Origin of the sequence: Agrobacterium tumefaciens (assembly GCF_005221385.1) — a bacterium.
Classification (GTDB): Bacteria; Pseudomonadota; Alphaproteobacteria; order Rhizobiales; family Rhizobiaceae; genus Agrobacterium; species Agrobacterium tomkonis.
In genome coordinates this window covers 1,954,874-1,981,211 of sequence record NZ_CP039903.1, presented here as the reverse complement: position 1 = coordinate 1,981,211, position 26,338 = coordinate 1,954,874, and the positions used below count along the sequence as shown (strand labels likewise).

Annotated in this window: 21 protein-coding genes; 11 read left to right on the top strand and 10 right to left on the bottom strand. The window is 58.8% G+C overall.

Going from position 1 to position 26,338, the window contains the following annotated elements; genetic code table 11:
• Nucleotides 1-47 precede the first annotated feature (47 nt).
• The gene (locus CFBP6623_RS09930) at nucleotides 48-515 is read left to right on the top strand and encodes an Lrp/AsnC family transcriptional regulator (RefSeq protein ID WP_046797993.1); all 468 of its coding nucleotides are present in this window, start codon (nucleotides 48-50) and stop codon (nucleotides 513-515) included.
• A 31-nt stretch (nucleotides 516-546) separates the two neighbouring features.
• Here the strand turns inward: CFBP6623_RS09930 and CFBP6623_RS09925 are convergent, their stop codons facing one another.
• A complete protein-coding gene (locus CFBP6623_RS09925) occupies nucleotides 547-1,602 on the bottom strand; it encodes a glycosyltransferase family 4 protein (protein ID WP_046797994.1) in 1,056 nt (351 codons plus the stop codon).
• 87 nt (nucleotides 1,603-1,689) lie between these two features.
• Nucleotides 1,690-2,166: a transcription elongation factor GreA gene (gene greA, locus CFBP6623_RS09920; RefSeq protein ID WP_026363859.1), complete on the bottom strand. Its 477-nt coding sequence runs from the start codon at nucleotides 2,164-2,166 to the stop codon at nucleotides 1,690-1,692.
• 222 nt (nucleotides 2,167-2,388) lie between these two features.
• On the opposite strand from greA, the gene CFBP6623_RS09915 reads away from it, so the two are divergent.
• From CFBP6623_RS09915 to CFBP6623_RS09905, 3 genes are all read left to right on the top strand, one after another.
• Nucleotides 2,389-3,621, top strand: a complete 1,233-nt coding sequence (locus CFBP6623_RS09915; protein ID WP_046797995.1) for a putative DNA modification/repair radical SAM protein — start codon at nucleotides 2,389-2,391, stop codon at nucleotides 3,619-3,621.
• Complete coding sequence (locus CFBP6623_RS09910; RefSeq protein ID WP_046797996.1) at nucleotides 3,621-5,072, top strand: UdgX family uracil-DNA binding protein; 1,452 nt, start codon at nucleotides 3,621-3,623, stop codon at nucleotides 5,070-5,072. The genes CFBP6623_RS09915 and CFBP6623_RS09910 overlap by 1 nt, the downstream gene beginning before the upstream one ends.
• Nucleotides 5,073-5,220: 148 nt before the next feature.
• A complete protein-coding gene (locus CFBP6623_RS09905; RefSeq protein WP_046797997.1) occupies nucleotides 5,221-6,360 on the top strand; it encodes a GGDEF domain-containing protein in 1,140 nt (379 codons plus the stop codon).
• On the opposite strand, the gene CFBP6623_RS09900 is transcribed toward CFBP6623_RS09905, so the two are convergent.
• The 3 genes from CFBP6623_RS09900 to CFBP6623_RS09890 form a co-directional block, all read right to left on the bottom strand.
• Nucleotides 6,357-6,545 carry a hypothetical protein gene (locus CFBP6623_RS09900; protein ID WP_046797998.1) on the bottom strand — a complete coding sequence of 63 codons (189 nt, stop codon included), beginning with the start codon at nucleotides 6,543-6,545 and terminating at the stop codon, nucleotides 6,357-6,359. The genes CFBP6623_RS09905 and CFBP6623_RS09900 overlap by 4 nt on opposite strands.
• Nucleotides 6,546-6,832: 287 nt before the next feature.
• Complete coding sequence (carB, locus tag CFBP6623_RS09895) at nucleotides 6,833-10,321, bottom strand: carbamoyl-phosphate synthase large subunit (protein ID WP_046797999.1); 3,489 nt, start codon at nucleotides 10,319-10,321, stop codon at nucleotides 6,833-6,835.
• A gap of 157 nt (nucleotides 10,322-10,478) precedes the next feature.
• Entirely contained in the window at nucleotides 10,479-11,300 is an 822-nt protein-coding gene (locus CFBP6623_RS09890; protein WP_046798000.1) for a LytTR family DNA-binding domain-containing protein, read from the bottom strand.
• Between the two features lie 85 nt (nucleotides 11,301-11,385).
• On the opposite strand from CFBP6623_RS09890, the gene CFBP6623_RS09885 reads away from it, so the two are divergent.
• Together CFBP6623_RS09885 and ypfJ are read left to right on the top strand one after the other, a co-directional pair.
• Nucleotides 11,386-11,874, top strand: coding sequence for a DUF2306 domain-containing protein (locus tag CFBP6623_RS09885; protein ID WP_046798001.1), 489 nt, complete (start codon nucleotides 11,386-11,388; stop codon nucleotides 11,872-11,874).
• An 87-nt stretch (nucleotides 11,875-11,961) separates the two neighbouring features.
• Complete coding sequence (ypfJ, locus tag CFBP6623_RS09880) at nucleotides 11,962-12,894, top strand: KPN_02809 family neutral zinc metallopeptidase (protein WP_046798002.1); 933 nt, start codon at nucleotides 11,962-11,964, stop codon at nucleotides 12,892-12,894.
• A gap of 40 nt (nucleotides 12,895-12,934) precedes the next feature.
• Here ypfJ and CFBP6623_RS09875 read toward each other — a convergent pair whose 3' ends face one another.
• On the bottom strand, nucleotides 12,935-13,414 hold the full coding sequence (locus CFBP6623_RS09875) for a DUF2938 domain-containing protein (protein ID WP_046798003.1): 480 nt from the start codon (nucleotides 13,412-13,414) through the stop codon (nucleotides 12,935-12,937).
• 289 nt (nucleotides 13,415-13,703) lie between these two features.
• On the bottom strand, nucleotides 13,704-15,794 hold the full coding sequence (locus CFBP6623_RS09870) for a methyl-accepting chemotaxis protein (RefSeq protein WP_062654269.1): 2,091 nt from the start codon (nucleotides 15,792-15,794) through the stop codon (nucleotides 13,704-13,706).
• A 329-nt stretch (nucleotides 15,795-16,123) separates the two neighbouring features.
• Between CFBP6623_RS09870 and CFBP6623_RS09865 the strand changes: the two genes are divergently transcribed.
• Nucleotides 16,124-17,521: an MATE family efflux transporter gene (locus CFBP6623_RS09865; RefSeq protein WP_046798005.1), complete on the top strand. Its 1,398-nt coding sequence runs from the start codon at nucleotides 16,124-16,126 to the stop codon at nucleotides 17,519-17,521.
• A gap of 103 nt (nucleotides 17,522-17,624) precedes the next feature.
• On the opposite strand, the gene carA is transcribed toward CFBP6623_RS09865, so the two are convergent.
• On the bottom strand, nucleotides 17,625-18,830 hold the full coding sequence (carA, locus tag CFBP6623_RS09860; RefSeq protein ID WP_046798420.1) for a glutamine-hydrolyzing carbamoyl-phosphate synthase small subunit: 1,206 nt from the start codon (nucleotides 18,828-18,830) through the stop codon (nucleotides 17,625-17,627).
• Nucleotides 18,831-19,168: 338 nt separating this feature from the next.
• On the opposite strand from carA, the gene CFBP6623_RS09855 reads away from it, so the two are divergent.
• Complete coding sequence (locus CFBP6623_RS09855) at nucleotides 19,169-19,618, top strand: GatB/YqeY domain-containing protein (RefSeq protein ID WP_170979832.1); 450 nt, start codon at nucleotides 19,169-19,171, stop codon at nucleotides 19,616-19,618.
• Nucleotides 19,619-19,907: 289 nt separating this feature from the next.
• On the opposite strand, the gene CFBP6623_RS09850 is transcribed toward CFBP6623_RS09855, so the two are convergent.
• The gene (locus CFBP6623_RS09850; RefSeq protein WP_046798007.1) at nucleotides 19,908-20,237 is read right to left on the bottom strand and encodes a BrnA antitoxin family protein; all 330 of its coding nucleotides are present in this window, start codon (nucleotides 20,235-20,237) and stop codon (nucleotides 19,908-19,910) included.
• Nucleotides 20,200-20,481, bottom strand: coding sequence for a BrnT family toxin (locus CFBP6623_RS09845; protein ID WP_080842538.1), 282 nt, complete (start codon nucleotides 20,479-20,481; stop codon nucleotides 20,200-20,202). The genes CFBP6623_RS09850 and CFBP6623_RS09845 overlap by 38 nt, the downstream gene beginning before the upstream one ends.
• Before the next feature lie 198 nt (nucleotides 20,482-20,679).
• On the opposite strand from CFBP6623_RS09845, the gene dnaG reads away from it, so the two are divergent.
• The 3 genes from dnaG to CFBP6623_RS09830 all read left to right on the top strand — a co-directional run bounded on the left by dnaG (nucleotide 20,680) and on the right by CFBP6623_RS09830 (nucleotide 26,231).
• Entirely contained in the window at nucleotides 20,680-22,665 is a 1,986-nt protein-coding gene (gene dnaG, locus CFBP6623_RS09840) for a DNA primase (protein ID WP_046798008.1), read from the top strand.
• A 393-nt stretch (nucleotides 22,666-23,058) separates the two neighbouring features.
• Entirely contained in the window at nucleotides 23,059-25,113 is a 2,055-nt protein-coding gene (rpoD, locus tag CFBP6623_RS09835; RefSeq protein WP_046798009.1) for an RNA polymerase sigma factor RpoD, read from the top strand.
• 197 nt (nucleotides 25,114-25,310) lie between these two features.
• Nucleotides 25,311-26,231 carry a DUF930 domain-containing protein gene (locus tag CFBP6623_RS09830; RefSeq protein WP_046798010.1) on the top strand — a complete coding sequence of 307 codons (921 nt, stop codon included), beginning with the start codon at nucleotides 25,311-25,313 and terminating at the stop codon, nucleotides 26,229-26,231.
• The last annotated feature ends 107 nt before the right edge of the window (nucleotides 26,232-26,338 follow it).

The following is a 26,338-nucleotide window of genomic DNA, read 5'->3' as shown; positions in this document are numbered from 1 at the left end:
TGCCGAATAGTACAAGGAACTTCTACGGCTTAACGAGGAACTTCTCCGTGACCAGCGTCGAACTCGATGCCATCGATCTGAAAATCCTGCGCGAATTGCAGCGCGACGGGCGCATGACCAATGTGGAGCTGGCCGAAAGGGTCGGTATTTCCGCACCGCCATGCCTCCGGCGCGTCCGCAAGCTTGAGGAAGCTGATGTGATCGAGGGTTATCACGCCATGTTGAACGCGCCGAAGCTCGGTTTCAATCTCGTTGCCTTCTGCATGGTCGGCCTCAAGCGGCAGTCGGACAGCAACCTGAAGGCCTTCGCGGCGGCGACGGGCGGATGGTCGCTGGTGCGGCAGGCATGGATGGTGTCAGGCGAAAGCGATTTCCTGCTGCATTGCGTCGCCAGAAACCTCACCGAGTTTCAGGATTTCGTCATCGAGGTTCTGACGGCGGACGAAAATGTCGATACGGTGCGCACCATGCTCACCATCCGCCAGGTCAAGCGCGTCGGTCTCGTGGAAATCTGAACGGCGGGCTTTGCAGCTGCTTTGCCGAGCGTTATCCGCGCCGTAGCGCGTCATAAACCGCACCGAGACTTGTCGCCTCTTTTTCCAGCGGGAATGTGGTGCGCACATGCGCAAGCCCGGCGAGCGCATGGCTCTTGGCCAGAGCAGGGTCCGCAAGATAGGGCTTTATCGCATCCCTGAGCGATGCATAGTCCCCGGCCTCGACGACCATGCCGGTCTCGCCCTTGACGGTCATTTCTTCATAGGCGCCGGCATTGCTGGTAACGACCGCCGTCTGCGAGGCCATGGCCTCCAGTGGCGTCAAGCCGAAACCCTCATTGCGTGACGGCGCGACATAGAGCGTCAGTCGCCGATACCAGGGCTTTATGTCATCGACTTCGCCCTGAAACACGATGCGGTCGGAAAGGCCGGCCGTGGCAACATCGGCCTTCAGCGTATCGCCAAAGGCCTTGTGTTCCGCCGTCACGCGGCCGGAAACCACGGCTGTCCATTCCGGATAGTGTGGCAGAAGCTCGATCATGGCGCGCACGAAGAGGTCGGTGCCCTTCTGGTGGCGCACCCGCCCGAAACAGCCGATCAGATATTGCCCCGGCAGGCCGGTTGACGCGATGGTATCCTCGGCGCCCGTCGCCGGGTGAAACAGCTCGGTATCGACGCCGTGCATGACGACCCTGTGGGGAACTTCCAGAAACGCGCCGGAACGGCCGTTTGTCGCAACGACCGCATCCATCTTCGAAATCAGAAAGCGGGTATAGGCGGAATGCCGCCTCTGTGCGGCCGAGGTGAAGAGCAGCTTTACCTTCATGCGCAGTACATCACGCATGAAAATGCCCGGCAGCATTTCAAGATTGCGGCGGGCGTGCCAGATGCGGGGGGCGCCGAATGGCCCGTTTTGCCAGAGACGCCACAGATCGTGGAAGCGCACATGCGGCAGATGCGGTGGCAGGCCGGGGCCGATGACGGCCACTTTCTGTCCCAGCCGGTTCTGCACCGGAATGAGCTGAACGATGGTGGAGGTGACGCCGGAGAGCCTGCGCTTGAAGTTCGGCGCAAGCACCTGCACATCTTTCAGACTGACGTGGGACAAGATGGGCTTCCGTCTCTGCGGCTGGTTTGGCGGTTTGATATGTCAGAAAGCAATGCGCCCGCGAGGGGCGCATTGCGGTGAGGCTCATCAGCCCCACTGTACCGCGAGGATTTCGTAACCCTTGGCGCCGCCCGGGGCGTTGACTTCGATGCTGTCGCCGACTTCCTTGCCGATCAAGGCACGGGCGATGGGCGAAGAGATGGAAATGCGGCCTGCCTTCACATCGGCTTCCTGGTCGCCGACGATCTGGTAGGTCTTTTCCTCGTCGCTGTCCTCATCGACCAGCTTGACGGTGGCGCCGAACTTGATCTTGGAACCGGACATCTTGGAAAGGTCGATGACCTCCGCGCGCGCGGTCAGGTCTTCCAGTTCGGTGATGCGGCCTTCATTATGGCTCTGGGCTTCCTTGGCAGCGTGGTATTCGGCATTTTCCGAAAGGTCGCCATGGGCGCGCGCTTCCGCAATTGCCTCGATGATACGGGGACGTTCCTCCTGCTGGCGAAAGCGCAGCTCCTCCTGCAGCTTGACGAATCCACCCTGAGTCATCGGCACTTTTTCTACCATTTTTTTATCCTTCGCAGTCCTGTCGCTTTTACTTGCAGACACAAAAAGAAACAGGTTCCGGAGAGGAACTCCGGAACCATGCCAAAATCATAACTAAGCCGACTATATCAGAAGACGACAGCGAAATGCCAGCAAATTTGAGGCGGTCAATTTTATACGTCCATTCATGGAGTTAAGCGGCATGATTGACATTTTTCAATAGAACATATAGTGAACACAATTATGAAGAAGTCAATCAGGCAACGTCTGGCCATTCTCTCCGATGCGGCGAAATATGACGCATCCTGCGCCTCCAGCGGCACGACGAAACGCAGCTCCGCTGCGTCTGGCGGGCTGGGTTCAACGGAGGGGTCGGGTATCTGCCATGCTTATGCGCCGGACGGGCGCTGCATTTCGCTCCTGAAAATCCTGCTCACCAATTTTTGCATCTATGACTGCGCCTATTGCATCAACCGCTCCTCCAGCAATGTGGAGCGCGCGCGATTTACTGCCGAGGAGGTGGTGTGGCTGACGCTGGAGTTCTATCGACGCAACTATATTGAGGGGCTGTTTCTGTCTTCCGGCATTATCCGCTCCTCGGATCATACGATGGAAGAGATGGTGCGCGTGGCGCGGGAGCTGCGCGTTACCCATGGATTTCGTGGTTATATCCATTTGAAATCGATCCCTGAAGCGTCGCCGAAGCTCATAGAGGAGGCGGGGCTTTATGCGGACCGCCTGTCGATCAATATCGAGTTGCCGACCGATAGCGGTATTGGTCGTTTCGCGCCGGAAAAGCAGCCCGCCAATATTCGCCGCTCCATGGCCGATATCCGTCTGAAGATCGAGGAGGCGGGCGAGCCAACGGCGCGGACGCGTCGGACCAAGCGCTTCGCGCCCGCCGGACAGAGCACACAGATGATCGTGGGTGCTGACGGTGCCGATGACAGCACCATCCTCTCCACCAGCGCCAGGCTTTATGGCAGTTATGGTCTGCGGCGCGTCTATTATTCGGCCTTCAGCCCCATTCCGGATTCTTCGAAAAACCTGCCGCTGATCAAGCCGCCTTTGATGCGTGAGCACAGGCTTTATCAGGCGGACTGGCTTTATCGGTTTTACGGTTTTGACATCGGCGAGATAACCGCGATTGGTGGCGATGGCATGCTGGATCTCGATATCGATCCGAAGCTGGCATGGGCGCTCAAAAATCGCGACCGTTTTCCGGTGGATGTGAATGTCGCGGATCGGGAAATGCTGCTGCGAGTGCCGGGTTTCGGCACCAAGACGGTCGCTTCCATTCTCTCGTCGCGACGGTTTCGGCGGGTACGGCTGGAGGATATTGCCCGCTTTGGGGTGTCTCTGAAAAAAGTGAAGGCCTTTATCGTTGCGGACGGCTGGACGCCGGGCAAACTGACTGAACGGCCGGATCTGCGGGCAATGTTTGCGCCGCAGCCCGAACAATTGTCGCTGTTGTGATGTACGGCCCGGTTCTGGAAGGGCGGGGCGATTTCGGCGAGTGGCGTGACGCGGCTCGGATGGCGCTTGCCGCCAATATACCACCGGAAGCGATTGACTGGCAGCTGCGGGATGACGAAGCGGGGCTGCTGGATTTTGCCGGTGAGCCGTTGCCGACACCCAGGGTTGGGGAAGCACAGGTTTCCGTTCCGTCCGCCTTCGTGGCGCTGGCGCAGGCGGTGATCTGTCACAGCGATAATGGCCGTTTTGCGTTACTATACCGGCTGTTGTGGCGGCTTAGGCAGGATCGCGCCCTGTTGCAGTTCAAGTCCGATCCGGATGTTTCACAAGCGCGACTGCTCGAAAAATCCGTCCGCCGTGACTGTCACAAGATGACGGCCTTCGTTCGTTTCAAGGAGTTACCATTACCGCAGGGGCAGGGTGGGCGACGGCGCTTCGTCGCCTGGTTTGAGCCGGATCATTTCATTGTCGAGCGCGAGGCGCCGTTTTTCCAGCGGCGGTTCACTGACATGGACTGGCTGATCGCGACGCCGAAAGGGTCTGCGCGATGGGATGGAAGCGTGTTGCAGACGTCGCGGGAGGCCGCCGCTCAACCCGACCTGAAAGATGAAACGGACGATCTCTGGCGGACCTATTATGCCAATATTTTCAATCCGGCCCGCTTGAAGATCAAGGCGATGACGGCGGAGATGCCAAAAAAATACTGGAAGAACCTGCCGGAAGCGGATCTCATTCCCGGCCTCATTCTGGGCGCGGAGGCGCGGGTGCTTGATATGGCGGCCAAGGCGGCAAGCCAGCCGCAGCCGTTTCATCACCGCCTGCAGGCCGTTGCCGCCGCGGCGCGGAAGGAGGCCCCGCAGGAACTGGAAGATTCGCTTGGGTCCCTGAGGCGGCAGGCAGGCGAATGCACCCGATGTCCGCTGCATTGCAAGGCGACACAAACTGTTTTTGGCGAGGGGCCGGAAAATGCGGATGTCATGATCGTCGGTGAACAGCCGGGCGATCACGAAGATCTTGCCGGAAAACCTTTCCTCGGTCCTGCTGGTCAGCTGTTTGATCGAACGCTGGGCGAGATTGGCGTGGACCGCAGGCGGCTTTACGTCACCAATGCCGTCAAGCATTTCAAATATGAAACACGCGGCAAGCGGCGTATTCACCAGCGGCCGAATGCGGGTGAGATCCAGCAATGCCGCTGGTGGCTGAACCAGGAAATTGCACTGGTGCAGCCGAAGCTCATCGTCGCCATGGGCGCTACGGCGCTTTATGCCCTGACCGGTGGCAAGGAGAAAGTCACCGAAGTTAGGAGCCGCCCTCTTCCCATGCAGGAAGGGCGGACGCTTTTTGTCACGGTGCATCCATCCTATCTGCTGCGTCTGCCGGATGTGCGGGCGAGAGAGGCGGAAACTCTGCTCTTCAAAAAGGACATGGAGTTTCTAAGATTATTCGAATAAATTGTTTTATTGATCTATTTATATATAAAAATGTATTTTAGGTTTTATGAATATAACTTACGATTTTTTGATTCGGTATTTTTATTAAAATTTTATACTTATCGATGATAATTGAATCGGTTTTATTTATTTATTGCGTGGACATATTATGTTGGGTGAACTCGACCTCACGACAGTCATATTGATGCAGAAGTGCTCTTATATTGTAGGATTGTTGAGTTTCATCTATCTAAAGTTGTCGAATCGAGGGTTGCGTGGCCCGGTGGCTCTTGCTGCCGGCTTTGCAGCCATGACAATTGGCTCCACACTCGCCGGTTACGGCGAATGGGGGATAATGTCACCGGCTTTATGGCGGCTCGGCAGTGTCGTTTTCGGCATTATCGGTTATGCGCTGATCTGGCTCGGTCTGAAAGTTCTGAGCGACGGACGCCCTGTGGGCCGCCGGACGGTGGTCGCCCTCTGTCTTGTCGCGCTGCTGGCGATTGTCGTCGCGCTGCAAGTGGCTGAAAACAATGCGTATCGCGCGGCTTTGTTCAATGGCTGCGCGGCTCTCGCCTATCTTGCGGGCGCGGTTGGGCTTTTCGCAAGGTGGCGCAAGGAGCGGCTTCTCTCCCGTCTGGCGCTTGGCGCAATCGCCGGGATTTCCGGTCTGATTTCGCTCTCTGTGGTGAAGAGCATATTTTTCCCGGACTATGCCACCATCAACCTGGTCAATGCGTTTTTCTTCATCATCATGTTGAATTTCGCCATCGCGCTGTTCGTGATGATGCTGGTGGCCGAGCGGTCCGAACGGAAATTGCTGGTTCTTGCCAATACCGACCCGCTGACCGGCGTCAAGAACCGCCGGTTCTTTTTCCAGGCGATGCCTGCGGCGCCCGATCCTGCCGATGCGGCCATGCTGCTGGATATCGATCACTTCAAATCGATCAACGACCGTTTTGGCCATGCCGTCGGTGACAGCGTCCTTCAGGAAGTGGCAAAACGCATCGGCGGCAGCATACGCGGCGGCGATGTATTGGCGCGGTACGGTGGTGAGGAATTCATCATCTTCCTGCCGGGTGCGGGTGGTCAGAAAGCCTCTGTTATCGGCGAGCGTATTCGCAATGCGGTTGCGGTCAACGACGTTGATTGCGGTGGGTTGCGCGTTGGTGTCACGATCAGCATCGGCGTTGCGACCGCGGGCGAGATGCGCTGCGACCTGCAGACGCTGGCGGAAATGGCGGATCGCGCCCTTTACCGGGCCAAGAGCGAAGGGCGTAACTGTGTGCGCGAGGCGCTGGCGGCCTAGCCCTGCGGCTCGCTCACTTCATCCGCCGCGGCGCGATGGTGCAGGGCTTCCTTGAGCAAGATCTCGATCTGGGCATTGATGCTGCGCAATTCGCCGCTGGCAGTGTTCCTGATCACGTTCAATATTGCGGGTTCGATCCGCAGCGGAAAAGCCACCCGTTCCGGTCCCGGCGGACGTCCTGCCATCGCTTCAGCCCCGCAAGGTTGCGGTGTCGATCACCGGGGTTGCGTCAACAGGCGCGGAAATGCCGGCGATCATGCGGGCAAGCATAAGCGGACTATTTCCGCCCGCGGTCGAGGGCGGTATGTCGGTCTTGGATAAGGGCATCATGAACCTCACGTGGGAATGATGCGTTTTTGATACCGGAAACGGATTGCAGGGGGATTACGCAATGCGAAACGCCGCGGATCTTGTGACCCGCGGCGTTTCGTTTTCATTCAGCACGTAACGGCGTGGATTTCCCGCAGGCCGCTTACTGGAAATAGCTCTGCAGCGGCTTCACTTCCAGATTGCCGGCCTTCAGCGCCTTGATGGCAAGGGCGGCGGCTTCCGCGCCGGCCATGGTTGTGTAGTAGGGTACCTTCTGCATCAGTGTTGCACGACGCAGCGACTTGCTATCGGAAATCGCCTTGTTGCTATCAGTGGTATTGATGACGAGCTGGACCTGGCGGTTTCGGATGGCATCTTCGATATGCGGACGGCCTTCCTGCACCTTGTTGATCTTTTCAGCGTTGACGCCCCGTTCTGCGAGGAAACGCTGGGTGCCGCCGGTCGCCACGACTTTGAAGCCGCTTTCCACCAGAATGCGGATGGCGGGGAGAACGCCTTCCTTATCGTCGTCACGCACCGAGACAAAGACGGTGCCGGAGCGCGGCAGGTCGACGCCGGCGCCGAGCTGGCTCTTGGCGAAGGCCAGCGCGAAATCCGTGTCGAGGCCGATGACTTCACCGGTCGAGCGCATTTCCGGTCCGAGCAGAATGTCGACGCCGGGGAAGCGGGCGAAGGGGAAGACGGCTTCCTTGACGGCGATGTGCTTCAGGTTGCGCGGATCAGGCTTTTCGCCGTAAGCCGCAATCGCCGCGCCGAGCTTTTCACCGGCCATGACGCGGGCGGCAATCTTGGCAATCGGCGCGCCGATGGTCTTCGCCACGAAAGGCACGGTGCGCGAGGCGCGCGGGTTGACTTCGAGAACGTAGATCGTGCCGTCCTTGATGGCGTATTGCACGTTCATCAGGCCGCCGACATTAAGCGCTTTTGCAAGTGCCGTCGTCTGGCGTTCCAGCTCGTCAAGGGTTTCCTTGCTCAGTGAACGGGACGGCAGCGAGCAGGCGCTATCGCCCGAGTGGATGCCGGCTTCTTCGATGTGTTCCATGATGCCGGAAACGAAGACGCTTTCGCCGTCGCAAAGCGCATCGACGTCCACTTCGACGGCGTTGGTCAGGTAGCTGTCGAACAGAAGCGGGTTCTTGCCGAGCAGGGTGTTGATCTGGCCGGTCTTGTCGTTCGGGTAACGCTGCTTGATGTCCTCAGGCACCAGGCCCGGAACCGTGTCGAGCAGATAGGTCTGGAGCTGGCCTTCCGAATGGATGATCTGCATGGCGCGGCCACCCAGAACGTAGGACGGGCGAACCACCAGCGGGAAGCCGATTTCAGACGCGACGAGGCGGGCCTGCTCGACCGAATAGGCGATGCCGTTGTTCGGCTGGGCGAGGTCCAGCTTCATCAGCAGTTTCTGGAAGCGGTCGCGGTCTTCGGCAAGGTCGATCATGTCAGGCGCTGTGCCGAGGATCGGGATACCGTTCTTTTCCAGCGCTTCGGCAAGCTTCAGCGGGGTCTGGCCGCCGAACTGCACGATGACGCCGACGAGTTCACCCTTTTCCTGTTCGGCACGCATGATCTCGATCACGTCTTCGGCCGTCAGCGGTTCGAAATAGAGGCGGTCGGAGGTGTCGTAGTCGGTGGAAACCGTTTCCGGGTTACAGTTGATCATGATCGCTTCGAAGCCGGCATCCTTCAGCGCGAAGGCGGCATGGCAGCAGCAATAATCGAACTCGATGCCCTGGCCGATGCGGTTCGGACCACCACCGAGGATGACGACTTTCTTGCGGTCGGAAACCTGCGCTTCCGAACGGGCGGCGCCGACGAAGGGGATTTCATAGGTCGAATACATGTAAGCGGTCGGCGAAGCGAATTCGGCCGCGCAGGTGTCGATGCGCTTGAAGACCGGGCGAACATTGAGGCTGTTGCGCAGCTCGGCCACTTCCTTCGGGCGCTTGGACGTCAGGCTGGCGAGGCGGGCGTCGGAAAAGCCCATGGCTTTGAGCATGCGCAGGTTTTCGGCATCCTGCGGCAGGCCGTGCTCGCGGATGCGGGCTTCCATGTCGACGATGGCCTTGAACTGGGCGATGAACCACGGATCGATCTTCGAGTTTTCGTGGACTTCCTCTTCGGTCATGCCCATGCGCAGCGCCTGGGCGACCATGCGCAGACGGTCCGGCGTCGGCGTGCCGATGGCGGCGCGGATGGCGTTCTTGGAGCCTTCGCCTTCCTCAAAGCCGGGGATTTCGATTTCATCGAGACCGGTGAGGCCGGTTTCCATGCCGCGCAGAGCCTTCTGCAGCGATTCGGCGAAGGTGCGGCCGATTGCCATGACTTCGCCGACCGACTTCATGGCGGTGGTGAGGATCGGCGAAGCGCCCGGGAATTTCTCGAAGGCGAAACGCGGGATCTTGGTGACGACGTAGTCGATCGAAGGCTCGAAGGATGCCGGCGTCGCACCGCCGGTAATGTCGTTTTCCAGCTCGTCCAGCGTGTAGCCGATGGCGAGCTTGGCGGCGATCTTGGCAATCGGGAAGCCGGTGGCCTTCGATGCCAGTGCGGACGAGCGCGAGACGCGCGGGTTCATTTCGATGACGACGAGGCGGCCATCTTTCGGATTGACGGCGAACTGCACGTTCGAGCCGCCGGTTTCCACGCCGATCTCGCGCAGCACCGCAATCGAGGCGTTGCGCATGATCTGGTATTCTTTGTCGGTCAGGGTCAGCGCCGGCGCAACCGTGATCGAGTCACCCGTGTGGACGCCCATCGGATCGATGTTTTCGATGGAGCAGATGATGATGCAATTGTCCGCCGTGTCGCGGACCACTTCCATCTCATATTCCTTCCAGCCGAGAACCGATTCTTCGACCAGCACTTCGGTGGTCGGCGAGGCATCGAGGCCGCCCGAGACGATGTCGAAGAATTCCGAGCGGTTATAGGCAATGCCGCCGCCGGTGCCGCCGAGCGTGAAGGACGGGCGGATGATGGCGGGCAGGCCGACATGGTCGATTGCCTGCGCGGCAATCGCAATCGCATGGGCCATGTAGCGCTGCTTGCGGTCAGTCTCGCCGAGGTTCCACTGGTTTTCGAGATCATCCAGCGCCTTGTCCAGTTCAGCGCCGGAAAGCTTTGCCTTCAGCTCAGCGCGCGCCGCCTCATGGGTCTTGCGGTCGGCATCCTTGATTTCGGTCGCGTTGGCCAGCATAGATTTCGGCGTTTCAAGGCCGATGCGCGCCATGGCTTCGCGGAAGAGAGCGCGGTCTTCGGCCATGTCGATGGCTTCCGGCTTTGCGCCGATCATTTCGACATTGTAACGGTCGAGAACGCCCATGCGCTTGAGAGAAAGCGCAGTGTTGAGCGCGGTCTGGCCGCCCATGGTCGGAAGCAGCGCGTCCGGGCGTTCCTTGGCGATGATCTTCGCCACGACTTCGGGCGTGATCGGCTCGACATAAGTGGCGTCGGCAAGGCCCGGATCGGTCATGATGGTCGCGGGGTTGGAGTTGACCAGAATGACCCGGTAACCCTCTTCCTTCAGCGCCTTGCAGGCCTGCGTGCCGGAATAGTCGAATTCACATGCCTGACCGATGACGATCGGTCCCGCGCCGATGATGAGGATGGACTTGATATCTTGGCGCTTCGGCATGGCTCTCTCGTTCCGCTTTTTGGTTGCGCAAAGCACCGGCTACGGTGGAAGATCACCGGCCGGGGAGCGCAATTCAAATGTTTTCAGGCTAGAAGCGGCTTATAGGCAAATGTTTTTGAGAACGGAACCCCATAAATTCCGGAATCGACAGAAACTCTTAACCGGCAGGGGCGTGCGCGGCGAAACGGGCCTGCACCGCCGCATTATGGGAGCGGCTGACGGGAATTTCCGTGCCGTCTCTGGTCATGAGGTGCAGGCGGCCCGCCTGTTTGCGCAGCGAGACGACGTCGGCATCGGCAATCCAGTGCGAGCGGTGTACCTGCAAGCCTTTCGTATCGCCAATTTCCTTCATCGCATCGGCAAAACGCAGCAGAACCAGCTGACATCCCCGCGTCGTCACCACCTCGGTATAGTGATCCTGCACGGAAAGACGCAGCAGCGGTCCGCGCCGCTCCGGCTCCAGGCGGTCAAGAATTGCGGGACGCTCCTTGACCGAAGGTGGTGGCGTGGTTTCCGCTCCTGTCTCTTCGGTTGGATCGGTTGTGTTTGCGGGGCCGGCTGTCAGGTAACCGAGGAAACAGAATATCAGGCAAAGCGGCAGAGCAGCCTGAGCATCCTCGCCAATCGAGGCGATATCGACGGGCTGCGCGAAAAACGCATGGTTAGCGAGGGTTATGGTCGCACCGATCGGCAGGGCGGCGGCGATCGCTCCGGCCATCATCCGGGCAAGCGGGCTTGTCAGCGTCCGTACCAGCGCGGCATTGGCGAAGGCCGAAAAACCGGTGGTGATGATCCAGCCCGAGCCTAAGAGCAGGGTCCAATAGGCAGCCCTTGGCCAAAAGGCCATTTTCTGGCCCGTACCATAGGGACCTGTCACGATGAAGAGAACGGCTATGGCGACGAAGGTGCTCCACAACGAGCGGGAACGACCCTTCGCTTGCAATTGGCGAAGCGTGGATTGCACGACATTGCCGTTCACGAAGTTCTCCCGCTGTTTGCGCTATTCCGGTTGAGCCAAGCCATGTTTCGCTGAAATTGCCGCCGAGTTCAACCGGGTGAGACAAATGTCCCTTCAACCTCTTCTCGACGCGCCTTTCGCCGTTCAGCTGCATGTGGCGACGGTCATTCCCGCCGCCATTCTCGGCGCGGTGGTTTTGTTTTCTCCCAAAGGCACGCCTCTTCACCGGCTGCTCGGCAAGATCTGGGTCGCGCTGATGGTTCTCACGTCCTTCTCGACATTCTTCATCCATGAACTGAATGTCTTTTATGGTTTCAGCCCGATCCACCTGATGTCGATTTTCACCATATATGGCTGTCTGCAATCGGTCTATTTCGCGCGCAGGGGTGAAATAAAGCGCCATATGCGGATCATGCAGGGCGTTTATCTCGGCGGCATCGTCATTGCGGGCGGTTTCACCTTCCTTCCCACGCGTATCATGAACGAGGTTGTTTTCGGCAATGGCGGGGAGGATTTTCTGACGCTGTCGGTCGGTGGCCTGTTGTTTGTTTTCCTGTTCGTTGCGGTCTTCAGGCAAAAGCGGCGTGCCGCCTGAGAGAGGCCAAGCTTTCTTCCGGAACAAGATGTATTATAGTGCCGTTATAAGGCAGCTTGTTGAGGCGATATTCGCCGGGAGAAGAGCATGGAATGGAGAGGGCGTCGCCAATCGGACAATATCGAGGACCGGCGCGGCATGTCAGCGGGTTCGGGGCCTTCGGGCAACGATCCTTTTTCCCGAGGGGGAATGCGTGTGCCGATTGGGCGCCGCGGCGGCGGCATCGGCATCGGCGGCATTCTGGTCATCCTGCTGATCAGCTGGGTGCTTGGCATCAATCCGCTGACGCTGCTTTCGGGCGGCGATATTTCACTGGATGGTGGTGGCACAACGCAGCAATCCGGAACCCAGCAGTCCGGCACGCGTCCGCAGGGGCAATCATCTGACGAGACGACGGCTTTCGTGCGCACCGTGCTGGCCGAGACCGAAGATACGTGGAGTGGCATTTTCCAGTCCGCTGGCGAGACCTATCAGAAACCGACGCTGGTTCTGTTCTCCGGCCAGGTGTCTTCCGCCTGCGGTTATGCTTCGGCTGCCAGCGGCCCGTTTTATTGCCCGGGTGACCGCAAGGTCTATCTCGACACCAGCTTCTTCAAGGAATTGGACCAGCGTTTCGGCGCGGCCGGCGATTTCGCGCAGGCTTACGTGATTGCGCATGAGATTGGCCACCACATCCAGAACCTGACCGGCGTCCTGCCGGAATTCAACCGCCGCCGCCAGTCGATGAGCCAGGTGGATGCCAACAAGATGTCGGTGCGCGTGGAGCTTCAGGCGGATTGTTATGCCGGCATCTGGGGCAAGTTCACCGAGCAGAAGGGCATTCTCGAAACCGGCGACCTTGAGGAAGCGTTGAACGCCGCCCATCAGATCGGTGACGACACGTTGCAGAAGCAGACCCAAGGTTATGTGGTGCCTGATAGTTTCAACCACGGCACCTCGGCACAGCGGGCGGAATGGTTCAAGCGCGGTTTCCAGAGCGGCCGTGTCGAGGATTGCGATACGTTCTCGGCCAATCTTTGAGAATGAAGAGATGAGGGGGCTTTTTAGCCCCCTTTTTTGTTTAGCGCATCAAAAGCGCCACGGCATACATGCCGAGTGCGAAGACCGTATGGGCAACGAGGTTGAGAACACGAACCTTGGTGGGATTGGGCGTTTTTGAGGCCGCCCAGCCGATGCCGAGACCCGGCTGCAACAGGAACCAGCCCGCGCCGACCGTGACGATGCCGACGATCCACGGCTGGATGAAGGACGGGTTTGCAAACCAGGCAGCCGGCACCACCAGCGCCAGAATGATGCCGTAGAGGATGCCGACGGCGTAGTGCGAAATCCAGCCGAGCGCCAGTTCATGTTCATAAGGCGCGGCCGTGGCGATGCTATCGTGAAATATCGTACCTTTCGGTACGTGCCAGAACCAGCGGCCGACCGGCGCCCAGTTCGGCGCTGACTGGCCAAAAAACCGATGCAGCACAATCGCCCATATATCCATAAACACCGTGCCGCCAATGCCCATGGCAATGCCGCGCCAAATCAGTTCCAGCATGAGTTCCTCCGCATATCATGATCGATCAAGCTCTAGCGGATCGGGCGGGTGGAGAGAACGGGGTATCTTTCGCACAGCAAATAAAAATGGCCGGATCGATCCGGCCATGAAAGAGGTTGAAACCTATCCTCCGTCATGCCGGACTTGATCCGGCATCCAGCTACGGCGCGTCTGCGCCGTGAGGAATGAGTCTTTCGCGATCAAGGACCTGATCGCGCTGGACCCCGGATCTAGTCCGGGGTGACGGCGTTTGTATGCGTTGCCTCCACTAAACGAGCAGGCGGTTCCCCTAAGCAGCCCGCCCATATTCCGCCTGCCGCCGCGTGGCCGTGGCAAGCTGGAATTGCGCCAGCAGATCGTTGAGCGCCGCCGCTTCCGAAGCAAGGCCATGGCTTGCGGCCGTCTGTTCCTCGACCATGGCGGCATTCTGCTGCGTGCCCTGATCGATGGTGTTGATGGCGGTGTTGATTTCCTGAAGCCCGGTCGACTGTTCGCGCGACGACGTCACGATGGCGTCGATGTGACGGTTGATCTCCTGCACTTCGCGGACGATGGTTTCCAGCGCCTTGCCGGCATTGCCGACGAGATCGACGCCGGACTGCACCTGCGATGTCGAGGCATTGATCAGCGTCTTGATTTCCTTGGCGGCATTGGCGGAGCGCTGGGCAAGTTCGCGCACTTCCTGTGCGACGACGGCAAAACCCTTGCCGGCTTCACCGGCACGCGCCGCTTCCACGCCGGCATTCAGCGCCAGAAGGTTTGTCTGGAAGGCGATTTCGTCGATCACGCCGATGATATTGCTGATCTCCGACGATGATTTTTCAATGCCTTCCATGGCGCGAACCGCATCTTCGACGATGATGCCGGATTGTTCGGCATTGCCGCGGGCGCGATCAACCAGACGTCCGACTTCCTCGGCGCGGCGGGCGGAGTCCTTCACGGTGGTGGTGATTTCCTCGAGCGCCGCGGCGGTTTCCTCCACCGAGGCTGCCTGCTGCTCCGTGCGCCGTGCCAGATCGTCGGCGGATTGGCGAATCTCACCAGCACCGGCGTCGATTGCGCGGGCATTCTGGCCAACGGTGCTGAGCGCCACATTCAGCTTGGCGACGGAATTGTTGAAATCGTCGCGCAGGCGGTCGATGCGGCTCACGAAAGGCGTGTCGATGCGGTAATTGAGATCGCCGTCCGAAAGATGCGCCAGACCTTTGGCGAGCGAATCGACCGCGAACTGGATGTCCGCCGCGTCTTTCGCCGAACTTCTCTCCCGCTCGTTGCGCTCCTGTTCGGAAAGCGTGCGGTTTTCTTCGGCGTCACCTTCGAGACGCAGGCGCTCCATGGCGTTCGACCTGAAAACGGCAACTGCCGCGGCCATCGAGCCGATCTGGTCGGTGCGCTCCTGGCCGGGAATGGCGACATCGAGATTGCCGGCCGCAAGGCCTTCCATGGCCGAGGTCATCTGTGTGACAGGGCGGACGATGAAACGGGAGAGCACAGTTGCAAGCAGCGCGATCATGATTGCAGCGGCAAGAACCGTGGCAATGGTCGCTGCCAGCCGGAACTGGCCGATTGCGCTGTAGGCTATATCGGAATCGACGACAAAGCCGAGATACCAGTCGACCGAGGGCAGGCCGGCAACCGGGATGAAGCTGGTGATCTTGCCCTTGCCGTCAATTTCGGTCTGGGAAATCGCCGAGGAAATTGCCGGTGTGTTGACCTTGAAAAGATCGCTCAGCGGCTTATCGACGAGTTTCGGATCGGGATGAATAAGGATCTTGCCGTCCTTACTGACAAGGAAGGCGTAACCGTCCGTGCCGGCATCTACGGACTTGATCATCTTTACCAACGAATCCAGCGAGAAGTCGCTTCCCGTCACGCCAGCCAACTTGCCATCAACGGAAACGGGCATCGCTGCAGTGATGACGAGGCCGCCGGTCGAGGCGTCGGTGTAAGGTTCGGTCAGCACCGGCTTGCCGGCCTTGACCGCATCCAGATACCAGGGGCGCTTGCGCGGGTCATAACCTTCCGGAAGCGGTGTTTTCGGGAACGTCGTGAAGACGCCGTTTTCGGCATTGCCGAAATAGGTGGACATGAACTGCGCTGTCAGCACGTCGTTCTGAAGGAACTGCAGCTTGGCATCGTCCTCCGGAAGCTTCGCAAGCGTTTTCGCCACCGTGTCGGTGAGCATGATGCGGCCGTTCAGCCAGTTTGCGATGCTCTGTGCGGCCTGCTTGCCGGACGAATCGATGTTTTCCGCCACCGCTTCCGTCGTGACCCGGTGCTGAAGGCTATCGATATAGAAAGAAAATCCCGCAAAGGCGGCGACAACAAGTGATGATGCCGCAAACAGAATGCGCGTCATGAGGTTGGATTTTTTTGGCAAGCTACACGTCCTTGAAACCAGATATGCCCGGTCGGGTCATCTTGGAGAATGGGGGGAAAGACATGCCTCTAGGGCGGGAATATTCTGCGTCATGCAGCTTATGATTTAAAAGAACTACGCGATGTTCTAATACGTAAAGTGAAATGGTAAAATTCGACTAAATTTGTTTTGGTTCATGCCGTTTCAGACTGTGCCGGCAGGTTTTGCCATTTTGCGTAAATTTTGATCATCGGGCTGCAAAGGTTGCGTGCAGGAAGGGAATATTTTATTCATCACCCTGCTGCCGTTGCGCAATTCGCGGGCAATGGCCAAAATTCAGGTGAATTACAATGTCTTCGTCGGTTGTTGCAGAAACCGTTCCCTCCGGATCGGGGTCGTGGCTTTCGCATTTCAAGGCTACGCTTGCGCTTGGAATTCCGCTTATCGGTGCGCAGCTCGCGCAGCTTGGCATCCATACCACTGACATGGTCATCGTCGGGCAGCTGGGGGCTGAAAAGCTGGCGGCCATGGTGCTGGCCGGGCAGTTCTTCTTCGTCGTCTTCATTTTTGGCTCGGGATTTTCCGTGGCCGTGGTGCCAATGGTGGCGCAGGCTTATGGGCAGGGCGATGCGACGGCGGCCCGCCGCTCGCTGCGCATGGGCATGTGGGTGGCTATCGCCTACTGGATCCTCGCTTTGCCGATCTTCTTCAATGCCGAGCGGATTCTGGTCTATCTCGGGCAGAATCCCAACGTGGCGGCGTTGACCGGCCATTATCTCGCCATCGCCAAATTCGGCCTGTTGCCAGCTTTGCTTTTCTACGTGCTGCGCGGACTTGTCAGCGCCATCGGCCGGGCGGGCATCATTCTTTATGTCACCATCATCATGTTGGTGATGAACGGTTTGATGGCTTATGCGCTCGTGTTCGGCCATTTCGGCTTGCCGGCAATGGGCATGAATGGTGCTGCCGTCGTTGCCGTCATCGTCAATGCCTTCAGCTTCGTCTTCATCGTTTTCTATGTACAGACGCGTGAAGAGACGAAGAAATACGAGCTGTTCGTGCGTTTCTGGCGGCCGGACTGGCATGCGCTTTTCGAAGTGCTGCGTCTCGGCCTGCCGATCAGCATCACCATCCTTGCCGAAGTGACGTTGTTTGCCGCCGCCTCGATCCTGATGGGGCAGATTGGCACCGTGCAGCTTGCGGCGCATGGCATTGCCCTGCAGCTTGCCTCGATCGCCTTCATGATCCCGCTTGGCCTGTCGCAGGCGGCAACCGTGCGCGTGGGCATTGCCCGCGGTCAGGGAGATTTCAAAAATCTCATTCGCGCCTCCATCATGATCTACGCCATTGCCTGTGGCATTGCACTTTGCGGCGGCATCCTGTTTGCGGTCGTTCCGGACTTTCTGGCGAAATGGTTCCTCGATCCAAAATTGCCGGAAGCCGCGGAAGTGCTCGCCTATGCCAGCAGCCTCGTGGTGATCGCCGGCGTCTTCCAGCTGGTGGATGGCATTCAGGCCGTGACGGCGGGGCTGCTGCGCGGGCTGAAGGATGCCCGCATTCCAGCGATGCTGGCGCTGATCTCCTATTGGCCGATCGGCCTGGCGCTTGCCTGGACCATGGCCTTTCCGCTCGGTTTTGGCGGGCGTGGCGTCTGGTTCGGTTTCGTGATCGGTCTTTCGACGGCAGCTGTTTTGCTCACCGTCCGCTTCGTCATTCTGGTGAAGCGCGAAATGCAAACGGCCCGCTGATAGCGGGCCGTGCGAATGTTGGAAAGCTTTCCATACCCGCCGAAGTCAATGGATCCTCGCCTCAAGGGCGAGGATGACGGAGGAGAGGTTTCGAAGGCCTGTCTCAGCGCTCGGCGAGCGCTGCCTCGCCTTGTCTCTCGCGCAGCAGGTTGACGAAGCGGCGGAAGAGATAATGGCTGTCCTGCGGGCCGGGTGAAGCTTCCGGGTGATGCTGGACGGAGAAGACCGGCTTGCCGACGATGCGCAGGCCGCAATTGGTGCCATCGAACAGCGACGTGTGGGTTTCTTCGACGCCATCAGGCAGCGATTTGGCATCAACCGCAAAACCGTGGTTCATCGAGACGATTTCAACCTTGCCTGTCGTGAAGTCCTTGACCGGATGGTTGGCGCCGTGGTGACCCTGATGCATCTTTTCGGTCTTTGCGCCGACGGCGAGGCCGAGCATCTGGTGGCCGAGGCAGATGCCGAAGATCGGCAGCTCGCTCTTGATGAGGTTCTGGATGACCGGCACGGCATATTCGCCTGTAGCCGCCGGGTCTCCCGGGCCGTTGGACAGGAACACGCCGTCCGGCTTCAGCGCCAGAATGTCTTCGGCCGAAGTCTGGGCGGGAACTACGGTCACCTTGCAATCGAGACCGGCGAAAAGGCGCAGAATGTTACGCTTGACGCCGAAATCCACGCAGACGACGTGATATTTGGCATCGGCTTCGCCGAGCGTGCCATAACCCTTGTTCCAGACCCACGGCGTTTCAGCCCAGCTGGAGGATTGGCCGGAGGTCGCTTCGATGGCGAGGTCGAGGCCGACAAGGCCGCTCCAGGCCTTTGCTTCGGCCTTTAGCGCCTCGATGTCGAAGACGCCGTTCGGATCATGGGCGATGACCGCGTTCGGTGCGCCGTTTTCGCGGATCCATGCGGTCAGCGCGCGCGTATCGATGCCGCAAAGGCCGATGACGCCGCGGGCCTTCAGCCAGGCATCCAGATGCTTGACGGCGCGGAAGTTCGAGGGATCGGTGATGTCGGCCTTGAAGATGACGCCAACGGCGCCGCGGCGGGCGGCGGGAGTCAGGTCTTCAATGTCTTCCTCGTTGGTGCCGACATTGCCGATATGCGGGAAGGTGAAGGTGACGATCTGGCCGAGATAGGAAGGGTCAGTGAGGATTTCCTCGTAGCCCGTCAGCGCCGTGTTGAAGCAGACTTCGGCCTGAACCTTGCCGGTTGCGCCGATACCTGTGCCCTCGATCACCGTGCCATCGGCAAGAACAAGCATTGCGGTCGGTTTGCGGGTAGTCCAGGGCGCTGTCTCGGTCATCTCGTTCCGTTTCTGCCGCTTCGCACCCCGCCTCTTGAAAGGCAGGGGGTAAGGGGCCATTTTTGTCGCAGGCTTCGTGACATAAAGGGGCGCGCGATAAAGCTCGCGTTCCGACCCTTCGTTAAAATCTCGTGCAGGTGCCGGAAAATAACGAAAGCAGCCCAAGCGGTCAACCATAGGCTCAAGATTTACGCGGATTTAAGATGCCGTGGATTCAAGGGCTTATGCAATTGATTTGCTTGAGCGTAGTTGCTCGTTTATGTCGTTGCGAAAAATAAGGTGGAAAGTTTGCCTATCGCGAAGCTGCGGAATGGGCTTTCCCAAGGAGAAGAAAAATGATGCGCGACACGTTCGCAAATACTTTGAAAGATGCGCTGAAGGCTCGTGACGCCCGACGTACATCGACCGTGCGTCTCATTCAGGCGGCCATCAAGGATCGCGATATCGCCAATCGTGGCGTGGGCAAGGATCCCGTCAGCGACGAAGATATCATGCAGATCCTGACCAAGATGGTAAAGCAGCGCGAAGAGTCCGCCACCATCTATGACGGTGCCGGCCGACCCGAGCTCGCCGCGCAGGAGCGCGAGGAAATCGTCATCATCAAGGAATTCATGCCGGAAGAAATCCCGGCCGAGAAGGTGCGCGAACTGTGCCAGGCGGTCATCAGCGAAACCGGTGCCTCCGGTCTGCGTGACATGGGCAAGTGCATGAACGCGCTGAAGGAACGTTATCCCGGTCAGATCGACTTTGCGAAGGCCTCCGGCGTTGTCAAGGACTTGCTGAAGTAGGCTTTCAGCGTGTTGGAAAAAGTAAAGGCAGGGTAGCCGAGGCTACCCTGCCTTTTTTCTGTCGACGAAAGCGCATTCCGGCGGATCAAAATGCGGTCCTCACAGGCTTTTTTAGGGGGACGTGCCTGTGGGCGTCGGCAGATTTATGGAAATGTTCACGCACTGCCTTTGACTGTGTTTTGTTTTTACACCGTCGCGACGGGGTGCTCAAATTACAAAAACATAATTTTTGGTGATGTTGCACTGCCATAAATTCGCCGGAAGCAGGCGCAATGGCGGCTTTGCATTGTCAACCCGGCCGTTTTTTCTGCTCATGCACATAGTGGCGCAGAACCGCATTCATCCGGGTTTGATAGCCTTTGCCGGTGGATTTGAAAAAATCGACGACATCCTGGTCCACGCGAATGGAAATCGATTGCTTGGGGGTGGGGAAAACCACTTCGGCCTTCGCCCAGTCGATGTCTTCAAAGCCGGCCCAGTCCGGATCGTCGCGCATGGCGCGGTCGATATCCTCGTCGGTCATGGCGTCGACACGCGCCCAATCGGTGCGATCTTCACCCCTGGCGATCTTTTCCCGGATCTCATCCAGAGAATATCTGACGATACGTTCTTCGCTCATTTTTCCTTGTCGCCCTTGCCGATATGATCCGGCAGACCTCGCCCCGCATCGTATAAACGATTGCGATGAGATCGTCTGTTTCCGGGCATATCGCCAGAATACGACACTCCCCATTTTGATCGGAGCGACTTTCCAGATGGGGTTGTGAAAGCGCTCGTGCCGCCCTTGGAAAGTCGATGCCGTGCTTCTCGATATTGCTCAGCCGCTTGTTTTCATCCCAATCAAAGGAAATGAAATCTTTCATCACGATATCCATGAGTTGCCTACCGCTGCTTTCAGCTCATAGGCACTCATGCACTGAGTATGTATATACACTCGTATATTCTTCTGTATATACACTGATGTCAATGCCGCCTGTGAATAGTGGGTATTATTCACCTACCCATTTTGTATTGCGGCCTTTATGCGCTTATATGAAAGACTGGCCTCGAACAGGTAACCCATGCGCTTTTCCAATTCTTTTCTCGATGAGATACGCGACCGCGTGAACATCTCCGATGTGATCGGCCGACGTGTGTCCTGGGACAAGAAGAAGACCAATACGCCGCGGGGCGATTATTGGGCCTGCTGCCCGTTCCACGGTGAAAAAAGCCCCAGTTTCCATTGTGAGGACCGCAAGGGGCGGTATCATTGTTTCGGCTGCGGTGTTTCCGGCGATCATTTCCGGTTCTTGACCGACCTTGAGGGCTTGAGTTTTCCCGAGGCCGTGCAGCAGATTGCCGATATGGCCGGCATTTCCATGCCGCAGCCCGATCCGCAGGCGGAAAAGCGCGAGCGTGAGCGCACCTCGCTGCAGGACGTTATGGAAATGGCGACGCTGTTCTTTCAGGATCAGTTACAGACGGCGCTTGGCGCGCGGGCGCGGGCTTATTTGCGCGATCGCGGGCTGACCGGGCGCACCATCGAGACCTTCAGGCTTGGTTTTGCGCCGGATAGCCGCAATGCTCTCAAAGAGCATCTGGCGAGCAAGGGTGTGGCGCGCGAGCAGATGGAGGCCTGCGGGCTGGTGGTGCATGAAAACGTACCGGTTTCTTATGACCGGTTCCGGGATCGCATCATGTTCCCGATCCTGTCGTCGCGGGAAAAGGTGATCGCTTTCGGCGGCCGCGCCATGGCGGCGGATGCGGTGGCGAAATATCTGAACTCCAACGAGACCGAGCTTTTTCACAAGGGCAATGTTCTTTACAATTTTGCCCGCGCCCGTCGCGCCTCGCAGGCTGCCGGCGGCACGGTCATCGCCGTTGAAGGCTATATGGATGTCATCGCGCTTTATCAGGCCGGTGTCGAAAACGCCGTCGCGCCGCTTGGTACGGCGCTGACGGAAAGCCAGCTCGATCTCCTGTGGAAAATGTCGCCGCAGCCGATCCTCTGCTTCGATGGCGATGGCGCCGGTATTCGCGCCGCCAACCGTGCGGCAGATCTGGCCCTGCCGCATATCAAGCCGGACCGCTCCGTCAGCTTTGCGTTGTTGCCTGACGGAAAGGACCCTGATGATCTCGTGCGGCTGGAGGGGCGCGCGCCGTTCGACCGGGTGCTTTCGGAAGCAAAGCCGCTTGCGGCGATGGTCTGGAGCCGTGAGACATCCGCCGTTACCTTCGATACGCCCGAAAAGCGAGCCCAGCTTGAAAGCCGCCTGCGACAGATCGTTTCCGTGATCGGCGACGAGACGGTGCGCCGTTTTTATCAGCAGGATATGCGCGACAGGCTGAATGGCTTCTTCCAGCCGCGCTTTCAGCAAGGCGGGCAACAGGGCGGTAACTTCCGTCGCGATGGCGGGCAGGGAGCCGGGCGTGGCTTCCAGCGCAATGCGCCGGGGCGGGGCGGGGCGATGTCGACGCCTGCCAGCAGTATTTCGGACCGGTTGGCGCAATCGGGCCTGGTGAGGGGGTATCAGACCAAGCCCTCGCTCCGGGAAAGCGTTCTTGCCATCACCATCGTCAACCATCCCGAATTGCTGCTCGAGGAATATGACGAGATCGCTGCCATAGACTATGAGAACCGTGATCTGCAACGTCTGTGGTCGACGGTGCTGACCTATGCGGCGGAAAGTGCGGCGGAGATATCGCGGGCCGGGCTGATCGAGCGCCTGTCGCAGCAGGATTTCGAGGCGCTTTTGAAGACGATGGACCAGCAGGTGCGTAATGCCCGCCTGTGGACGGCGACTGAACAGGCGGCGATGGAAGATGCGCGTGAAGGTTATGTGCAGGCGCTGTCATTGCACAAGCGAACCAAATCCCTGCTCTGGCAGAAGCGGGAGCTGGAACGGGAAATTGCCGAGGCGACGGATGACGAGCGCGGCACGCTTCTGGTGCGGGCATTGGCCGAGGTGCAGCTTGAAATCGGCCGAATGGAAAATCAGGAGGCGATCATCGATGGTTTCGGGGTTATGTCCGGGCGGGTGAAGGGGCCGGCCTTCGGTCATGGCTGAGAGGGCTGGCCAAGAATTGAAAGACGTGTGGGGTTGCCTTTTGCGGCAAGCGTCCTAAATAGGGGATAGTCTGGTGATAACCGCGAAATGCGGCCTTTTTTGAGAATTTCCGTGGCTGTCTCGCCCTCAAAGGCTTGACGGGGCGGGAAATAGCGGGAATCACCATTTCAGGAAAAGTAAGGTGGAATGAGCCTTGGCGGATAGAAATTGCATGAGCAAGCATTTCCGGGTGCACTGTCTTTGCATTCTGCCTGAGGCTGCCGTGGTTAATCGGCAATTAAAGATCACTCCGTTAGGTGTCTGACAGTGATTCGCGGCAAACCGCTGGATGCTCATGGGGCGGACGGCGATGCGGCGGAACAGGTGTTAGCGTCAGGGAAAGCGACGAGATAGATGGCAACCAAAGTCAAAGAAAACGAAGAAGCAGAAAACGAACGCGACGGTGCGACGGACGGTCCGCTTCTCGATCTTTCGGATGACGCGGTCAAGAAAATGATCAAGGCCGCCAAGAAGCGCGGCTATGTGACGATGGACGAGCTGAATTCCGTCCTGCCGTCCGAAGAGGTGACGTCCGAGCAGATCGAAGACACGATGGCTATGCTGTCCGATATGGGCATCAACGTCATCGAGGACGAGGATGCGGAAGAAGCGTCTGGCGAGGCTGAAAGCGACGATTCGGAATCGGAAGATTCCGAAGGCGGCGAACTGGCGCCCTCCGGCGGCACAGCACTTGCGACCGCCAAGAAGAAAGAACCGACCGACCGTACCGATGACCCGGTGCGCATGTATCTGCGCGAAATGGGTTCCGTCGAGCTTCTGTCGCGCGAAGGCGAAATCGCCATTGCCAAGCGCATCGAGGCCGGCCGCGAAACGATGATTTCGGGCCTGTGCGAAAGCCCGCTGACGTTCCAGGCGCTGATCATCTGGCGCGACGAGCTGAATGAAGGCACGACGCTGCTGCGCGAGATCATCGATCTCGAGACCACCTATTCGGGTCCGGAAGCCAAGGCTGCGCCGCAGTTCCAGAGCCCGGAAAAGATCGAAGCGGACCGCAAGGCTGCCGAAGAAAAGGAAAAGACCCGCAAGCTGCGTGCGCCGACCGGCGACGATGACGTGACCGATGTGGGTGGCGATGGCCTTCCGCCGGAAGAGGAAGAAGAGGACGACGACGAGTCCAATCTTTCTCTTGCCGCCATGGAAGCCGAACTGCGCCCGCAGGTCATGGAAACGCTCGACACCATCGCTGATACCTACAAGAAGCTGCGCAAGCTTCAGGACCAGCAGGTTGAGGCGCGTCTGGCCTGCACGGGCACGCTTTCTTCCGGCCAGGAGCGTCGTTACAAGGAACTGAAGGATCAGCTGATCACGGCCGTCAAGTCGCTGTCGCTGAACCAGAACCGTATCGACAGCCTCGTCGAGCAGCTCTACGACATTTCCAAGCGTCTGATGCAGAATGAAGGCCGGCTGCTGCGCCTTGCCGAATCCTACGGCGTCAAGCGCGACAGCTTCCTCGAGCAGTATCACGGTGCGGAACTCGATCCGAACTGGATGAAGTCGATCGCCAATCTGGCCGCCCGCGGCTGGAAGGAATTCGCCCGCGAGGAAAGCAACACGATCCGCGAAATCCGTCAGGAAATCCAGAACCTCTCCACGGAAACCGGCATTTCCATCGCCGAATTCCGCCGCATCGTTTCCATGGTGCAGAAGGGCGAGCGCGAAGCGCGCATCGCCAAGAAGGAGATGGTCGAGGCCAACCTGCGTCTGGTTATCTCGATTGCGAAGAAATACACCAACCGTGGTCTGCAGTTCCTCGATCTCATTCAGGAAGGCAATATCGGCCTGATGAAGGCGGTCGACAAGTTCGAATATCGCCGTGGTTACAAGTTCTCGACCTATGCGACCTGGTGGATCAGGCAGGCGATCACCCGCTCGATCGCCGATCAGGCGCGCACGATCCGTATTCCGGTTCACATGATCGAGACGATCAACAAGATCGTTCGCACCTCGCGCCAGATGCTGCACGAGATCGGCCGCGAGCCGACCCCGGAAGAGCTGGCCGAGAAGCTGGCCATGCCGCTTGAAAAGGTGCGCAAGGTTCTGAAGATCGCCAAGGAGCCGATCTCGCTCGAAACCCCCGTGGGTGACGAAGAAGATTCGCATCTCGGTGACTTCATCGAGGACAAGAATGCGCTCTTGCCGATCGACGCCGCCATTCAGGCGAACCTGCGCGAGACGACAACTCGCGTTCTGGCTTCGCTGACGCCGCGCGAGGAACGTGTTCTGCGCATGCGCTTTGGCATCGGCATGAACACCGACCATACGCTGGAAGAAGTCGGCCAGCAGTTTTCGGTCACGCGCGAACGTATTCGTCAGATTGAGGCGAAGGCGCTGCGCAAGCTGAAGCATCCGAGCCGCTCGAGAAAGCTGCGCAGCTTCCTCGACAGCTAAGCGTTGCGCTTCCTTTAAAATTGAACCCGGTCAGTCACCTCTGGCCGGGTTTTTTGTTTCCCGCACTGGCGAACTCTGCGACAAGCCTTATGTGTGAGGACGAAGCATTCCGCTTCTGGTGGATATGCGCAGGTTCGATTTGGTTCGATGAGATGCAACAGGTTTCGGCAAGCAGATGGCGTCGGGGAGGATGGGCTGTGCCCGTCTCCGTGCTGCTGCATATTGCCGTTGTTGCTCTCTTCTTTTTTCAACTGCCGGAGCGGATAGCCGAGCCGCAGGAGCCGGAGAGCATCAGCGTCGATCTGGTGCCGCCACCCGAAGAAAAAAAGGCGGAAGAGGCTCCGCCACCGGGCGAAGAGAAGGCGAAAGAGGAAAAGCCGCAACCTCCACCGCCGCCGCCCACTCCTCCGGCAGAAGAGGCGAAACCTTTGCCGCAGCCGCAGGCGACGTTGCCGGCCATCGCCATGAGGCCTGAGGAAATGCAAGCGGACCGCGAAGACAAGCCGGGAAAGACTGAGGAAGCGGAAAAGACCGAGCCTTCCAAGGAGCCCGCAAGCCAGCCTGAAAAGACGGCCGAGGAAAAGCCCGCACCTGTCGCCGCCAACAGCGATCTTCAGGCTTCCGCCGAGCAGGGGGAAATCGCGGTCTCACCCATCAAGCAAGAGGTTGAGCCGGATCAAGCACCCGTGCCGCAAGCGAAGCCCACGGAGGAAAAGCCCGCTGACGTGGCGGAGGAAAAGCCCGCAAAACTTCCTGCTGCCAAAAGCCTGCTTTCCTCGTCGCTGCTTTCCCCCGCCCAGAGACGTCAGATGTTCGGTGACCTGCCGCCTCGCCGCCGTATTGTTAATCTTTGCAGCACGGAAGCTCTGGCCCAAATTCAAAGTGCGGGTTTTGCTGCCAGAGGTATGATACCGACATCGGATACCGGTCGTAAGATTTCCGGAAGTTCGATCGACGCGACTGGCGGTGCATTCAACGTGGGTGGAACCTGGTATGATGTATCGTTCCAGTGTGACGTCGATCTGGAAAACTACGCGGTCACGGAATTCCGGTTTAAAATCGGGAACGCCATCAGCCCGGAAGATGCGAAAAAGCGGGGCTTCACGCGTTTCCAGTAAGGGTGGTAGATTCTAAGTTCGCCGGTGAAACTCCCAACATCTCTTTCGTCATCCTCAGGCTTGTCCCACTACTGTCCGGTAAATTTCCGGACAAAGCGTAGACTCTC